The organism is Azospirillum halopraeferens DSM 3675 (assembly GCF_000429625.1).
GTDB classification, from domain to species: Bacteria; Pseudomonadota; Alphaproteobacteria; order Azospirillales; family Azospirillaceae; genus Azospirillum; species Azospirillum halopraeferens.
On record NZ_AUCF01000034.1, the window covers coordinates 50,573 to 65,282 of the forward strand.

Genomic DNA, 14,710 nt, shown 5'->3' on the forward strand with positions numbered 1-14,710 from the left:
CAGTACTTACCACTTGGTAAGTATGTCAGGTGCGATCCTCCGACCGGGCGATTTCCTGCCGCAACCGGTCGACCTTCGCGCTGACCCACTGTCGGGCGTCATCGCCGAACACGAACCGCGACGGCACCTCGTCCTGCGAAGCAAGCGCTACGATCCGCGCGGCGAGCAGCGTCGGGTCGCCCGGCTGATTGCCGTTGGCCCCGTCCACGAAGGCGCGGAACTGCGCGACCGCCTCGGCGTAGTCCGGAATGTCGATGCTGCCGAAGCTCGCCGACTTCCCGTTCATGAACTCGGTGCGCAGCATCCCCGGCTCGACCAGGAGCGAGCGGATGCCTAACGGCGCCACCTCCTGCGCGAAGCCCTCCATCCATCCTTCGACCGCGAATTTCGACGCCGAGTAGACCGCCCCTCCAGCGTTGGAGACCAACCCGCTCACCGAAGAGATGGTAACGATGAGGCCTGAGCGACGCTCCCGCATGTGGGGGGCGACCGCGCGCACCACGTTCATCGTACCAAACAGGTTGACCTCGAACTGGCGCCGCACCTCGGCATCGGTGAAGGTCTCGAAGAAGCCCAGTTCGGCATAGCCGGCATTGTTGACCAGCACGTCGATCCCACCGAACCGCGCAGCGACCTCGGCTGCGACCGATTTCGCCGCTTCGCCATCGACGATATCGAGCGCCAGGGGGTGCAAACGAGGATTGTCGCTTCCGAAGGCATGGCGCACCGCGTCGGCGGATCGCGCCGTCGCCACGACGGTTTCGCCCGAGTCGAGCGCGGCGCGCGCGATCTCGCGTCCAAGTCCGCGGCTTGCGCCGGTTATCAGCCAGACCATACCCATTTGCCTGCTCCTCTTTCTTTCGAAATGCGCTTACTGACCGTCCGGCGGCACGGGCCCGAGCAGCAGCCCTCCGTCGACTACGGAGTCGGACCCGGTGATGAAGGCCGACTCGTCGGAACTGAGGAATAGGACGAGCCGGGTGATCTCCTCTGGCTCCGCCATGCGCCGCACGGCGAACGGTGCCGGGGAGAAGTGATCGCTCACCGGCACCTCACCTGGCCGCAGCGGCTCCGTGATCAGCTTCGTGTCCACGGCGCCAGGACTGATCGAATTGACGCGGATCTGATCCCGCGCAAGCGTGGGCGAGTATCACTTTGGCACCCTCGTCCAGAAAGCCGCGCGCGTGCGATGCTCCCTGTCCCCGCGCGGCTCCACCGGCCCGATGCCGGTCTGGATGGTGCGCTCGGGGCCATGGCCGTGCCGGACCACCCGGTCGCGACCGTCCGCCAGCTTCAGGTCCTTCATGGCGACCAGGAAGACGTCCACCTCCGCCTCGATGGCCTGCTCCAGCAGCCGACGGGCGCCGGTGCGCAGGATGGTGGTCAGCGGGTCGTCGATCTCCTCCGGCTGACGCAGCCGGACAACCTTGCTATCATTGTTCATGGCGTATCGCTCCCTCGTGGAGGTTCCGGCAGGCTTCGTCACCCGCCTCGATACGCCGCCCTTCTCAGCCCGTCATCACCCGGTTTCCCGCATAGCTCGTTTGATTTCCATCAGTGCCACCGGGATAAGCATGGCGAGACGTCAAACCCCTAAGCTATTCTTTGCCATCAGCGAATTGGGGGCATGGACCGGCATGCGGGTAGCGTTGCTCAACACCTTCGACACTCACGGCGGCGCGGCCCGCGCGGCATACCGGCTGTTTCAGGGACTGGGGCGCATCGGCATCAGCCGAACCTTGTATGTGGCGCGCCGGGATGACGCGCACGGCGACGTCATCGCCGTGCGTCCCGAGAGTTCTGAGGAGATGGAGGACTGGAAAGGGCGTGAGGCGGCGATACGGGCGGAAGAGGGTCCTTACCCCGCTTTGAAACGGCATGCCTTCGCCCCGTTCCATTCCGACCGTGCTGCGCGGTCGGAGCTGCTGGAACGGCGCCTGATGCCCGCTGACGTGATCAACCTGCACTGGACCCGCGGGTTGGTGGACTGGAGCCATTTTCTTGCCGCACGCCCGGCGGATGTTCCCCTGGTGTGGACGTTGCACGACCAGCACATCCTGACCGGCGGGTGTCATTATACCGGGGATTGCACCGGCTTCACCGACCGATGCGGACGCTGTCCGGTGCTGGAATCGCAGGATGCCGACGATCTTTCGGCCCGCGTGCTGGCCCGCAAACGCGCCGCCCTGGCGGCGTTCAAGGGGCCGATGCACCTGGTGGCTCCCAGCCGCTGGATGGCCGGGCAGGCGCAGCGCAGCGCCCTGTTTCGGGATCGGCCGGTCCATGTGATCCCCTATGGACTGGACAGTCACCGGTTTCGCCAGCGTGATGCCGGCGCCCTGCGGGACCGGCTGGGCATCCGGCGCGACACCACGGTGCTCATGTTCGTCGCTCACGCTCTCACCGATCCGCGCAAGGGCTACGACATGCTGAGGGCGGCGCTCGACGGCATGGCGCTGTCCGATGACTGCGTCCTGGTGCTGGTCGGCCATGGCAGGGTGCAGCATCCGGTCCGGGTGCCGACCATCGAGGTGGGCGCGGTGACGAGCGACGACGATATGGCACTGTACTACAGCATGGCCGATTTGCTGGTGGTTCCCAGCGGCCAGGACAACTATCCGAACATCGCCCTGGAGGCCCTGGCCTGCGGCACCCCGGTGGCGGGCTTTCCAATCGGCGGACTCGTCGATCTGGTGGGCCGCGACGAGCGGGGGATCCTTGCCGCGGGGCTCGCGGCGGGTGACCTGTCCCGTGCCCTGGCTGAGGCCCTGTCCGACCGCAGCCGCCTGGCTGCCCTGGGGCATGCCGCTCGGGACTTCGTCGAGCGCGAGTGCACCCTCGAGCGGCAGGCCGAACGCTACGCCGCCCTGTACACCGATCTGCATGCCCGGGCCAGGGGGCTGCCGGCCGGGGCAAGAACGACAGGATCGGCAGGAGGAGTGATGTCGGCCCGACGCGACGCCATTCTGGGGCTGACCCCGGCCCATGGGGGCATGTCCGCCACATCCTACGGGGTTTGGGATTTCCTCTTCCGTACTCAGGCGGAAAAAGGCATCGGCGGAGACGGCCTGGAGATCGGGGTGTTCCGCGGCACCGGGGCGGCGGCCATCTGCCTGAATCTGCGGGCGGGTGAACGGTTTTGCGGCATCGACCGGCACCTGGACCGAGCGGGGGTTCTGGCCAACATCGCCGCTGCCGGCTGCGACGAGACGGCCCGTATCGAGCTTCTGGCCGCCTGTTCCCGTCAGGTCCGCCGGAAAGGCTTGGCCGACTCCTACCGCGGGGCCTGCCGCTTTCTGCACATCGACGGTGAGCATTCCTATGATGCCGTCCGCAGCGACCTGGACCTGTGCATTCCGCTGATGGCCGACGGCGGGGTCATCAGCGTGGATGACTTCTTCAATCCCGATTCCGTCTGCGTCACCCATGCCGTGTTCGACCACATCCGCGACCGGCCGCATGATCTGCGGTTGTTCCTGTGCGGCGGCGGCAAAGCCTATCTTTGCGCACCGCGGGATCTCGGGGGATGGCGGGCGGCGTGCCTGGACCGGCTGGTGCCGTTCCTGGAGACGGTGCATGGTACGGCGGTGCGTCTGTCCAGGAACAGCCATGCCTGGGAGCTGGACTATCTGGGACTGGCACCGCGGGACGGCGGAACTCCCTATCTGGAGATCGGGCGGTACCGCGATACCCCGCCGGTGTGAATGCCGCCCTTCCGAAGCACCGTGAAGCGGGTGGGTTCCCTGGCCGCGGTATCGGCTTCGGCCCGGCAGGGCCGCAACCGGCAGGGCGTATGAAGGCAGCGGTCAGCATGCTCCCGGCCGTGTACGAGACCCACCGGAGCTGCCGAGATCAAGCATCCGGAAATGTTCAAGGAGGCGGCGTCATGCGCCTGCAGCAGATCGTCACCTATTACGATGTCTATCTCGGCACCTTCCACCGCGCCGCGCCGGATGTGGCGGCGCTGCCTTACGACCGGCAGCTCGATCGATTGCTGGCAGACGGGTTTTCGGCCGGACACGTGCTGGCCCCGTACTTCCGGCCGCTGGGCTTCGAGACGGAGTTCGTGGTCGCCAACTGGGTGTCCGGCCAGGGGCAGTGGGCGCGCGAGCGCGGGATCGAGCCGCCGGCGGACCCGGAAGCGGCCATGCGGCTGTGTGTGGAACGGGTCGACCGTTTCCGCCCGGACATCCTCCTGATCTCCGACCCCATCGGACTGGACGCCCGCTTCCTTCGCAGCCTCGCGCACCGGCCACGGCTGGTGATGGCGTGGCGGCAGGCATCCATTCCGGACGGCACGGACTGGCGCGGCTTCGACATTCTTTTGTCGGGCGACGACGGGTGTCTGCGCCGCGCGCAAGAACTCGGCGCGCGGCGAACGGTGCGGTTCCGCCCGGGTTTCCCGCGGTGGATTGCCGAGATGCTGGCGGACGAGCCGCGTCGCAACGACGTCGTCTTCTGCGGCCAGATCAGCCGGGAGCACCGGGAGCGTGCCAACGGCCTCGCCCGCGTGGCGGAGGCCGCGGAGCGGTCGGGTGCAGGGTTCGGCACCGATTTTCATTTGCTGGGCGACGCGGAGGGTATCCTGGCGCGACACAACCGCGGAGCGCTTTGGGGAATGGCGATGTACCGGGCGATCCGCCATGGCCGCATCGGCCTGAACGTCCACATCGATATCACCGGGCGTGCGATGAATATCCGGATGCAGGAGACGACCGGGCTCGGCACCATGCTGCTGACTGAGGCCGACCCGTCGCTCGGGGAGCAGTTCGTTCCCGGGCGGGAGGTGGAGACCTACGCCTCGGCCGGCGAACTGACGGAGAAGATCCGCTATTTCCTCGACCACCCCGACAAGCGGGAGGCCATCGCGCGGCGCGGCCAGGAGCGCTGCCTGCGTGACTGGTCGATGGAAAGCCGGGTCACCGAGTTGGCCGACCTGATCCGCGGCGCGATTTGAATCAGACCGCGTCAAATCGGAATCGACCTGACGCGTAAATCCGGTCGTCGCTCCAAAAGTTGGACCGGTGCCCGTCCGCGGCGACCGTGCCGGTCACAACAGCACGGCCGTGTTCCAGGGATCGAATGGCTCCAGCCGACCGCGGGCCCGCACCGGCCGCACAAATTCGTGCCCGGCAACGTTCAGCATGGCCGCCGCAACCGAGAACGAACTGTTGGACACAGCCAGGAACGCGGCGCGCCGCAACACCTCGAAGTCGACCAGGAAGGCCAGCGCCTCCGGCAGGGGGCCGGCGCCGGCCGCGGTCACCGGCCGAAACGCCCGGAAATCCTCGACAACGCCCGGGTCGTCGGAGGCAACATAGAGCAGCGGGTGTCGCAGATCTGGCCAGACCGCACGCAGCCAGGGCAGATACCATTCGGTGGGCGACCGCCAGAACCGTTCGCCGCCGAAGTCACCGCGCCGGATGTGCACGGCAACCAGGGTGCGGCCGGCGAACCCCAGCGGTTCGAGCCACCGATCGAGCCCACGGGCGACCGGCGCGGCCCAGCGCAGACGGGCGCGCCAGCGCTCGCGCCAGGGGGCGAGACGGATGGTCGGGTACTGGCAGAAGCCCCGGACATCGACGCCGGCCACCCGCTCGGCCGAACCGGGGGGCAGGGTGCCGGCCAGGTCGACCGTTTTCTCGTCCGCTTCCGGCAGTGCCACCGCCGGATAGGGCTCGTCACACCCGAACAGGTCACGCCCGGGCCAATCCGGAAGCTCCAGCTCAAGCCCACGCAGGTCGGTGTAGAGCCGCAGGAAACCGTATTGGAACACCTGGTTGCCGAAGCGGCCGTTCTGCCCGAGCGTCGTCATCGACAAGCGCGGCCGGTCGGGCGGTGCCTGCACGCGGCGGTCGGGTGGCGGCCCCCAGAGCCGGCGGGCCTCCAGCATGACACGGCGGGAGAACGGGCGGGCCATGCCGGGGACCACAGCCGACGCCCTCCGGTACAGTTCCGAGGCGGCGTCCGGTTCGCACAGGTGTTCCATGACCCGGGCCAGCCCGACCAGCGCGCCATAGTCGGAAACCCGGGACAGGACGGACCGGTAACGGTCAGCCGCCTGTTCGTAGCGGCCGGCGCGTACCAGCGCGGCAGCTTCCTCATACAACCGGTCCAGCGCCTCCATCGAACCGTTCGGGGCCGCACCTCCCGTCACGCGGCCGCGCCCCCGAGGGCTGCGAGGCGAGAGCGCAACGGCTCCGCAAGCGGTCCGATTCGGGCGAGTACCGTGCGGATCGCGTTGCCGTCGGCCCGCACAGCGCCGGCCAGGTCCTTGTCCGCCTCGGCCCCCCGTCCCTGAGCCACATGCACCAGGGCGTTGGCGACCTGCACCCACGGATTGCCTTCCAGCACCTTGCGGGCCGCATTCGCGGCTGCCTCGGCTTCGGCGACATGGTCGTCCGCCAACGCCGCCAGGGCACGGAAAGCCAGAAGCACGCCGTGTCCGGGAGTCAGGGTCTCGGCAACGTCCAGCGCCCGGCGCGCCTCGGCATTGCGACCGAGCCCGAGAAGTGCCAGGAAGCGGTACTGGTGGGCTATGACAGCCGAGGAGAACAGCTCCGGCCGATCAACGAGGGCGAGGACGCGGGCATGGTCGCCCTGCGCCTGCGCAAGACGGGCCCGCTGAAGCCGTCCCTGTTCGTGGTCGGGTTCAAGCGCGAGCAGGATGTCGAGAACGCGGGCGGCGTCCGCCTCCCGCATATTCCGAATCAGGCTTTGGGCGACACCGGCCAGCGCGGAGGCCAAGGTGTCGGCATGGGGCAACCGGTCGGCGGGAGGCAGTCCATCCAGGAGGAGCCCCGCCTCTTCGGTGCGATTGCCGTGCAGCAGGAGGATTGCCCGCGCGAGCGTCAGGGCGGGATGGGAGCGTTCGGCCTCCGTCAGCGCGTCTAGGACGCCGGACGCCTCGTCGAGCCGCTCGTCGCCAAGGAGAGCGGCGACGCGCCGGCACACACCGATGACGCGGTAGTTCGGCTCCATCCTCCCGGCCAACTCTCCGACCGCCCGGGCCTCATCCGGCCGGGCCTGCGCGGTCAGCGCCTCCTCCAGCTCGAAGGCGGCGGCGTGATGATCGGGCTGGATGTCCAGCGCACGGCGGAACGCCGCGACGGCATGGTCCGGCTCACCCGTCCGCAACAGCGCCACGCCCATTTCATAATGGTAATTGGCGAAAGTCGTGCTGCGTATGCGGCGTCGCCATTCCTCGATCTGCTCGTTGCTGAGTGCGCTGGTAGTCACCGTCTTGCTCCACTGTGCCGCAAGGCGCGGACGCCGTTGTTCGTGGCCGCAGCCGATGCGGCGACTGTATCGTTGCCCGGGAACCCTGTCAGTCCAAAATCGCCGGTTCCGGACAGCCGGCGGCCGGCGGAACCCGGACGTAAAGAGCGTCGCCCCAGGTCGGGTGGTAGGGGCAGGTCATCGCGACGCGCCGGAAGCCTGCGCCGGTGAGATGCGCCTCGACGTCTTCGATCTGCGCGCAGCCTTCGTACAGCTCGGCGAAGTTGACTTCGAGGTTGACGGCCTCAATGTGCTCCAGCAGCCGCGGCGCGCCCCGCAATGCCAGCAGTTCCGCACCCTGGATGTCCATGTTCAGGACATTGAAGTCCGTGAAAGCCCGCCCGCTGCGTTCCACGATCTCGTCGAGCGGCCGAACGGTCACCTCGATCCGGCCGACCTCTGTAATGGACGGGTAGATGCGGCGATGCAGGCCGAGCGGCAGCAGCGAACTGCTCTGGTCGCCGGACGTGATGTGAAGCACGGCCCGCCCCGGCGCCTCGCCCGCCGCGCACGACTCGACGTGCACATCATCGGCTCCGGCGAAGCGGCCGGCCAGGGCATCGGCCAGCGCCGGGTTCGCCTCGACGAACAGGATCGGGCCGGCCCCCATCGCGCGGTAGGCGTCCGCCTCGCGGCCCCGGTGGGCGCCGACGTGCACGACGCCCCGTGGCCGCACACCGTGCGCGGGCAGCAGCATCGCCAGATCCAGCATGCGCGGCGGGCGCCCGAAAAGGTAGTCCGTCAGCCGCCCGTGAATGGCAAGGTAGTTCGCGTACTCGAAGTCTTCGAGCGCCGGCGACCATACCAATGGCTCGTCGAAGGACTGTCCCAGCTTGAACAACCGATATCCTTCGCCGGCCATCAGCGCGAACACCGATTCAAGACGGGTGCCCGCGTCGGCATAGGTTCCCCCGTACTCGAACTGGACCAAGTCGATGCGGCCGTGGCGGAGCAGGCCGCGGGCACCGAGCAGCACCTCCAGTTCCGCCCCTTCGACGTCGATCTTCAGGAAATTGACGTGGCGCACCCCCCGGTCCCCGCAGAAAGTGTCGAGGGTGGTGACGTCGATATCGATGATGCTCGGCTCGGGGATGTCGCCGAAGATCGGATGGGTGCGCCGGTGGAACCCGCTGAAGCTGGGATGTGTGCGGTAATGGGTGAAGGAACGCGTACCGGCCGCGCTCGCAAGCCCCACCGGGAACACCGTCGCCCGAGAGCCCAGACGGGCCAGTTGCCCGGCGAGCGTGCCGTCGGCCGCAGCGAGCGGTTCCAGCGCGAACACGCGGCAGTCCGGTTGTGCGGCGAGCACTTCGCGTGTCCATGCCCCAACATTCGCCCCGACGTCGAACACCACGTCGCCGGGCCGGATGAACCTGCGGATAACGTCGATTTCGGCCTGAGCAACCATGGTTCCGCCTTTTCCGCCCGAACACCCTGCATCCGCCTCCCCGCCCTCGGGCGGAGCCCGTATCACCGGGCGTAGAGATCGCCCCACAATTTTTGATTTTCCACGGCACTGTTGCCGAGGATGCGCACGATTTCGTACCAGGGCACCCATTGTGCGAGCTGGAAGCGCGGATCCTCGCCCACTGCCACGTTGAACTCCCCGTATCCAAGGGTGACCAGACGGTGCACGACCTCCATGGCGTGGGCAATGTACTCGGACGTGAACTCCAGAGACAGGATTCCGGCCCGGCACGACAGCCCCCGGACCACGTCCATCTCGAATCCCTCTACGTCGATCTTGCTGTACTTCGGCTCGCCATGGAGTGCGATCAGCGCGTCCATGGTGGTGATCTCCACCTCGACCTGTTCGTCCCACTCATAGGCGGAGAAGCGGCCGGTTTTCCAGTGTGGAGCGAAGGTGCTCAGCACCGGAGACCTGGTGCAGATGTCGAGGGTCAGCGTTCCCGGTGCCCTGCCCACACCCTTCGCCACCACGACGACGGCGGGAACGCCTGCAAAACGGCTCCGCATGTGCTCGGCCAGCCGCGGCTGGGGTTCGACGCACACCACCCTCGCGCCCTTGCGCAGGAAACCGACGGCCTTGTCGCCCGTGTGTGCGCCGATATCGAAGACGATGTCGTCCGTCTCGATGAAATCCATGATGGTCGATGGCTGCATGGCGCACTCCCCGGCGATATCCGTGTTGGCGATGTCGGTGGATGAGCCCATCCTTCGCCGGGATCAGCGCCGGAAAAGGGAATGAGCCTTTCCCAGGAGCAGACGCATGGTCCTGGCCGGACACACCGTTCTGCCGGTTCGGATGTCCGACGGGCCGAGCACGTCCGATGTCAGGCGCCCGCATGAACTTCTCTCCGGCCTGAGGGGCGGAGTCAAGGAGGATCCGTCAGTTGTGAGATGGACCCCGGATCTGAGGCAGGTGACGAAGCGAGAGTCCTGCTCCTATAAGAGTACCTAACAGAACCATCGCTGGACGAAGCGGAAGGTGATGAGGGCGGCGGCGAGATGGAGGAAGGCAGCGAAGATGTCGGCTCGGCGCTCATAGCGGACGGCGATGCGGCGGAAGCGGGCGAACCAAGCCAGGGTGCGCTCAACCTTCCAGCGGTGGCGGCCGAGGCGATCACTGCGGTCGATGCCGCGCCGGGCGATGCGGGGGATGATGGAGCGTCGGCGAAGCGCCCGCCGGCAGCGCGGGAAGTCGTAGCCCTTGTCGGCGTGCAGCTTGGCCGGGCGCCGTCGCGGGCGGCCGGCGCACTGGCGGATGGCTGGCACGGCATCGACCAGCGTCTCCAGCAGCGTGCTGTCGTGGCGGTTGGCCGCGGAGAGGATCAGGGCCAACGGAATGCCGTTGGCGTCGATGGGGCCTATCTGGAATTTCGTGCTCGGCGGGGCGGATTTCATTTTCAGGCGGTCATCGCCTTTGCGAACCGCTCGCCGAAGATGACGGCCATCTGTGCCTTGGCGGCCGTCCATTCCCGCGGCGGCATCTTCCAGTCTTTCTCGGCGCGGTTCAAGACGAGAAACAGGAGCTTCAGGGCGGCCTCGTCGTTGGGGAAATGCCCCCTGGCCCGCACCGCCCGACGCAGCTTGGAGTTCAAGGCCTCGATGGCGTTGGTGGTGTAGAGGATACGTCGAACCTCGCGGGGGAAGGCGAAGAAGGGGATGACCTCCTGCCACGCCCGGCGCCACGCCTTGCCGATGGCCGCGTATTTTTCGCCCCAGGGACCGTCTTCGAAGGCGCTCAGGGCCACCTCGGCGGCCTTGTCATCGACGGCGTCGTAGACCGTCTTCAGCGCGGCGGCGATGGCCTTGCGGTCCTTCCAGGACGCGAACTCCATGCTGTGGCGCAGCAGGTGGACGATGCAGGTTTGGACGATCGTCTCGGGATAGGCGGCGGCGATCGCTTCGGGAAAGCCCTTCAGCCCGTCGACCACGGCCAGCAGGATGTCCTCCACGCCCCGGTTCTTCAGCTCATTGAGAACGCGCAGCCAGAACTTGGCGCCTTCGTTCTGTTCGATCCACAGGCCCAGCACCTCCTTGGTGCCGTCGGCCCGCACGCCGATCGCCACATGGATGGCCTTGTTGCGCACCAGGCCCTCGTCCCGGATCTTGACCCGGATGGCATCCAGGAACACCAGCGGGTAGATCGCCTCCAGGGGCCGGTTCTGCCACGTCGTCACCTCCTCGATCACCGCGTCCGTCACCGTGGAGATCAGGTCGGCCGAGACCTCGATGCCATAGAGCTCCCGCAGGTGCCCCGTGATCTCCCGCGTCGACATACCCCGCGCGTACATCGAGATGATCTTCTCGTCGAAGCCGGGGAAGCGGCGCTGGTACTTGGCGATCAGCGCCGGATCGAACGTTCCCGTCCGGTCGCGTGGGATGGACAGGTCCATCGACCCGCCCTCGGTCAGCACCGTCTTGCGGCCGTAGCCGTTGCGACGGTTGCCGCTCTCGTCACCGGCCAGGTGATGATCCAGTTCCGCCTTCAGCGCCCGCTCCGTCAGCGCCTCCTTCAACTGGTCGAGCAAGCCGTTCTGCTCGAACGCCGTCTTGGCATCCGCCCCCGCCAGCAGTTGGTCGAGGATCGCGTCGGGGATAACCGGCTCTTTGCGTCGCGCCATTCTGGGTCTCCTTCTGCTTCAGGATAACCCCGCCGAGCACGAAATTCCGGATAGGCCCGCGTCGATGAGGACATGGCGCTTGGAACCCGGCCTGCCACGGTCCGTCGGGTTCGGCCCGGTCTCCTCGCCCCCCTTTTTGCCGGGACGCTCGCGCTGTCCACGGCGGCCCGGCTCCAGTCGATGGCGTTGGCTTGGCCCAGACGGTCCAGCAGCACCCGATGAAGGTTCTCCCAGACGCCGGCCCGCTGCCATTCATGCAACCGGCGCCAGCAGGTCATGCCGCAGCCGCAGCCCATCTCCATGGGCAGCATCTCCCACTAGATGCCACTCTTCAGCACGAACAGGATGCCGGTCAGGGTCGCTCAATCGCGGTCGCCCGCCTTTCGGCTTGGGCGGTTCCGGCGGGATCAGCGGTTCGACAATCGCCCTCAGGGCGTCGGAGACAAGAGGGGCTGCCATTCCAGCCCAAGCCCGGTTTCGTTAGGCGCTCTTAAGGCTTTATTGGCAGGTGCCGCATAGTCTCGGTGCGCACGCAGCAGCGTGCGACAACCACTCTCATAATGCGGCGGCGCATTCGTAGGCGGTGAAATGGCACGTGTTCTGGTCACCGGGGGGGCAGGCTTCATCGGCTCCCATGCGTGCAAGCAGTTGGCGCGCCGCGGGCACGAGCCAGTCGTTTTCGACAACCTCTGCCGTGGACGGCGCGAACTGGTGAAATGGGGGCCGCTGGAGATCGGAGACATCTCGGACGCCGCCGCGCTGGACCGGGTGTTCCGGCAGTATCGGCCGGACTGCGTGATGCATTTCGCGGCTCTCGCGTATGTCGGCGAGTCGATGAGCGATCCCAGTTCCTACTATCACACCAACGTCACGGGCAGCCTGACGCTGCTCGATGCAATGCGCCGGCACGGTGTGGACATGATGGTGTTCTCCAGCACCTGCGCGACGTATGGCATCCCGGATGTCGTGCCGCTGACCGAAAGCCATCCCCAGCACCCCATCACGCCCTACGGCGCCAGCAAATTGATGGTCGAGCGCATTCTGACCGATTATGGCCGAGCCTACGACATCGCCTCGGTCACGTTACGCTACTTCAACGCTGCGGGGTCCGATCCCGATGGAGAGATCGGGGAGTTGCACGATCCCGAAACACACGCCATTCCGCTTCTGCTCATGGCGGCGGATGGTCGGATTCCGCGTTTCGAGGTCTACGGCACGGACTTTCCAACACCGGACGGCAGTGCGGTCCGGGACTACATCCACGTCTGCGATCTCGCCAACGCCCATGTCCGTGCGCTCGACTATCTCCGCGACGGTGGCCGGAGCGTGGCGCTCAACCTCGGGACGGGACGCGGAACGTCCGTCCTGCAGCTGTTGGAGGCAGTCGAGCGGGTGACCGGCCGCGCCGTTCCCCACCGGCTGCTGCCGCGGCGACCCGGCGACCCGGCGATCCTCGTGGCCGACGCGGTCATGGCGCGGAAGACGCTGGGATGGGCGCCGACGGTCACCGACATTGCCGACATGGTCGCGACCGCCTATGCTTGGATTCGGCGGCGGTCCCCGGCCATGGCCAAGGGGTCGGTCGAGACAGCTCCTTGCGCCCTTCATGCTGGCGGCGTGTCTCGATAGCGGCCGATCTCCTGATAGGGGGCGCCGTCGCTCCGCGGCGCGAGTGACCTGAGACCGGAAAATTGCTCCAGCAATGGGTAGAGTCCGTCATCGAGAGGAGACGGACGCATGAGACGCAGCCGGTTCAGCGAGGAGCAGATCATCGGCATCCTGAAGGAGCAGGAGGCCGGGCAGAAGACGGCGGACGTGTGCCGCCGGCACGGGATCAGCGAGGTGACCTTCTACACCTGGAAGGCCCGGTATGGCGGGCTGGAGGTCTCCGAAGCCCGGCGGCTGAAGGCGCTCGAGGACGAGAACGCCCATCTGAAGAAGCTGCTGGCCGAGGCCATGTTGGACAACGCCATCCTGAAGGACGTCGCCGCAAAAAAATGGTGACGCCCGCGGCTGTGCGGAGTGCCGTTGCCCACGTCCGTGCCAACCACGGCGTGAGCGAGCGGCGGGCGTGCCTTGTGCTGGGAGCGGATCGCTCGACCGTGCGCTACCGCTCCCGGCGCCCGGATGATGCCGTCCTTCGCGAACGGTTGCGCGAGCTGTCGCGCCAGCGGCGTCGCTTCGGCTATCGGCGGCTGCATCTGCTGCTGGCCCGCGAGGGTCATGCCCTGAACCAGAAGAAGCTGGGCCGGCTCTACAGGGAGGAGAAACTCCAGGTGCGCCGGCGCTGTGGGCGCAAACGCGCCCTGGGCACACGGGCGCAGCTGGCCCTGCCGCAGGGGCCGAACCGGCGCTGGTCGCTGGACTTCGTCGCCGACAGCTTCAGCGACGGGCGGCGCTTCCGGATCCTGGTGGTGGTGGACGACTTCACGCGCGAGTGCCTGGCGCTGGTGGCCGACACCTCGCTGTCCGGCGTCCGCGTCGCCCGTGAGCTCGATGCCCTGATCGCCCGCCGCGGCACGCCGCTGCTGGTGGTCAGCGACAACGGGACCGAGCTGACCAGCATGGCGATCCTGCGCTGGAGCCAGGAGCACCGGGTCGAGTGGCACTACATCGCCTCCGGCAAGCCGATGCAGAACGGCTTCGTGGAAAGCTTCAACGGGCGGCTTCGGGATGAATGTCTGAACGAGACGCTGTTCGTGTCGCTGTCTCACGCCCGGGCCGTTCTGGCCGCCTGGAAGGAGGACTACAACCACGTCCGACCGCACTCCGGTCTCGGCGGCGCCACGCCGGCTGAGATCGCCATCGCGGCGACGGCGCAAGCTGGGCCGGGGCATGCCCCGGCCCAGCTTGCCATCACCGCCCGCTTGGGGCATCACAACTCACAGAGACTCTGCCAATGACCGGAGGAAACTTCGGTCTCAGGTCACGGATGGCGGAGCTGGTCGCGGCGGTCCCGGACCTCATCATGTTCGGCCAACAGGCGGTACATGGCGGATGGAGCAATGATAGAAGCCGTCATCGAGCAGGGTAGCATAGACCTCCGCCGGGGCGAGATCGACGAAGCGCGGCTCGCGCAAAAGGGCGAGCACGGTCTGACGTTCTTGGGCCGTAAGCGCCCGGGCCGGCCGGGGTCTCGGCGCCGGCTCCCGACCGGCCGGCCGGGTTCGATGCCGATGGACACCGGCGCGCGACGCCCACGGCGGCGCAGGCCGCGCTCACAAGACCGCGGCCGGGGGCCAAGGCGGCAACCGCGCTCATTGCGGCGTCTCGTCGCTGTCGACGGGAGGCAAGGCAATCCCCGGAAGGGCGGAGAATTTTTTCTGGACATCGATAACCGCCTC

Annotated in this window: 10 protein-coding genes and 5 pseudogenes; 4 read left to right on the forward strand and 11 right to left on the reverse strand. The window is 67.3% G+C overall.

What is annotated here, in order from left to right; all coding sequences use genetic code 11:
* Window positions 1-25: 25 nt before the first annotated feature.
* From G472_RS0122140 to G472_RS0122150, 3 genes and pseudogenes are all read right to left on the reverse strand, one after another.
* Complete coding sequence (locus G472_RS0122140) at window positions 26-841, reverse strand: SDR family NAD(P)-dependent oxidoreductase (RefSeq protein WP_029010118.1); 816 nt, start codon at window positions 839-841, stop codon at window positions 26-28.
* A gap of 30 nt (window positions 842-871) precedes the next feature.
* Window positions 872-1,126: pseudogene (locus tag G472_RS0122145) on the reverse strand (SDR family oxidoreductase); the annotation flags it as partial.
* An 87-nt stretch (window positions 1,127-1,213) separates the two neighbouring features.
* A pseudogene (locus G472_RS0122150) lies at window positions 1,214-1,444 on the reverse strand (IS256 family transposase); the annotation flags it as partial.
* On the opposite strand from G472_RS0122150, the gene G472_RS37505 reads away from it, so the two are divergent.
* Complete coding sequence (locus G472_RS37505) at window positions 1,443-3,704, forward strand: glycosyltransferase (protein ID WP_084536844.1); 2,262 nt, start codon at window positions 1,443-1,445, stop codon at window positions 3,702-3,704. The pseudogene G472_RS0122150 and the gene G472_RS37505 overlap by 2 nt on opposite strands.
* Before the next feature lie 182 nt (window positions 3,705-3,886).
* Window positions 3,887-4,957, forward strand: coding sequence for a glycosyltransferase family protein (locus G472_RS0122160; protein WP_029010121.1), 1,071 nt, complete (start codon window positions 3,887-3,889; stop codon window positions 4,955-4,957).
* Between the two features lie 93 nt (window positions 4,958-5,050).
* On the opposite strand, the gene G472_RS0122165 is transcribed toward G472_RS0122160, so the two are convergent.
* From G472_RS0122165 to G472_RS38315, 7 genes and pseudogenes are all read right to left on the reverse strand, one after another.
* Entirely contained in the window at window positions 5,051-6,127 is a 1,077-nt protein-coding gene (locus tag G472_RS0122165; RefSeq protein ID WP_029010122.1) for an O-fucosyltransferase family protein, read from the reverse strand.
* A 26-nt stretch (window positions 6,128-6,153) separates the two neighbouring features.
* Window positions 6,154-7,239 (reverse strand): tetratricopeptide repeat protein, encoded by a 1,086-nt coding sequence (locus tag G472_RS0122170; protein WP_156927216.1) that lies wholly within the window; start codon window positions 7,237-7,239, stop codon window positions 6,154-6,156.
* A gap of 88 nt (window positions 7,240-7,327) precedes the next feature.
* Entirely contained in the window at window positions 7,328-8,686 is a 1,359-nt protein-coding gene (locus G472_RS37510; RefSeq protein WP_051341142.1) for an FkbM family methyltransferase, read from the reverse strand.
* 62 nt (window positions 8,687-8,748) lie between these two features.
* Window positions 8,749-9,453: an FkbM family methyltransferase gene (locus tag G472_RS34975; RefSeq protein ID WP_051341143.1), complete on the reverse strand. Its 705-nt coding sequence runs from the start codon at window positions 9,451-9,453 to the stop codon at window positions 8,749-8,751.
* Window positions 9,454-9,696: 243 nt separating this feature from the next.
* A pseudogene (locus G472_RS0122185) lies at window positions 9,697-10,128 on the reverse strand (IS5 family transposase); the annotation flags it as partial.
* 17 nt (window positions 10,129-10,145) lie between these two features.
* Window positions 10,146-11,366 (reverse strand): IS256 family transposase, encoded by a 1,221-nt coding sequence (locus G472_RS0122190; protein ID WP_029009292.1) that lies wholly within the window; start codon window positions 11,364-11,366, stop codon window positions 10,146-10,148.
* Window positions 11,367-11,423: 57 nt separating this feature from the next.
* Window positions 11,424-11,825 (reverse strand): annotated as a pseudogene (locus G472_RS38315) (transposase); the annotation flags it as partial.
* A gap of 129 nt (window positions 11,826-11,954) precedes the next feature.
* Between G472_RS38315 and galE the strand changes: the two are divergent.
* Both galE and G472_RS0122205 read left to right on the forward strand, forming a co-directional pair.
* Window positions 11,955-12,995 (forward strand): UDP-glucose 4-epimerase GalE, encoded by a 1,041-nt coding sequence (gene galE / locus G472_RS34980; protein WP_051341144.1) that lies wholly within the window; start codon window positions 11,955-11,957, stop codon window positions 12,993-12,995.
* 108 nt (window positions 12,996-13,103) lie between these two features.
* Window positions 13,104-14,269 (forward strand): IS3 family transposase gene (locus tag G472_RS0122205; protein WP_425387998.1). Its coding sequence is split into 2 segments (ribosomal slippage): window positions 13,104-13,356 and window positions 13,356-14,269, totalling 1,167 coding nucleotides; the frame shifts between segments, so codons are not numbered across the junction.
* A 26-nt stretch (window positions 14,270-14,295) separates the two neighbouring features.
* On the opposite strand, the pseudogene G472_RS39070 reads toward G472_RS0122205, so the two are convergent.
* Window positions 14,296-14,710, reverse strand: a pseudogene (locus G472_RS39070) (IS3 family transposase); the annotation flags it as partial.